This window comes from Vibrio sp. 2132-1 (assembly GCF_033344315.1).
In genome coordinates, this window is record NZ_JAWPON010000717.1 from 1 (window position 1) to 553 (window position 553).

Here is a 553-nt window from a genome sequence, read left to right on the forward strand (position 1 = left end):
ATTCTTCACGGTATCAGTATTTTTGAGGAAAAATACGTCACCATCACTTGTGTGCTTTGGGTTGTTCTTGAAATCGCACTCGTTGATATCTACAAGCTGATTGAAGAAGATTAGAACATTAAGCCTCTAGTTAGAATATATAAGCCTCTGAAGTGATTCAGAGGCTTTTCCGTTTATAGGCAGCAATATTTTACACTTATCGAGGTCAGCACTAGATTGCAGATTTTGTTCATCTTTGATTAAGGTTGGTAAACTTAGACTCGTGATACTCAAGTTACTTCTAAGGAAGCGTTGGGTATAAAAACTGGTGAGATAAATAAAAACTATGAAAAGAATAAAGCAAGAAGTGAACGACTTTATCAGCCGTGGTATGGATTCTAATGTAAGAATTGCGGTAACTGGGTTATCCCGAGCGGGTAAAACGGCCTTTATCACGTCTTTGGTTAATCAGCTACTTCACACCGCCACTCACGACAATCTACCTTTATTGACCGCCGCGAGAGACAAACGCCTTATTGGTGCAAAGCGTGAACCTCAAACCAATATGATGGTT

1 protein-coding gene is annotated in these 553 nt (G+C 39.4%); it reads left to right on the forward strand.

What is annotated here, in order from left to right; translation table 11 throughout:
• Positions 1–325: 325 nt before the first annotated feature.
• Positions 326–553 (forward strand): YcjX family protein (locus tag R8N47_RS27570; protein WP_318186408.1); only part of this gene is annotated, 228 nt, incomplete at its 3' end.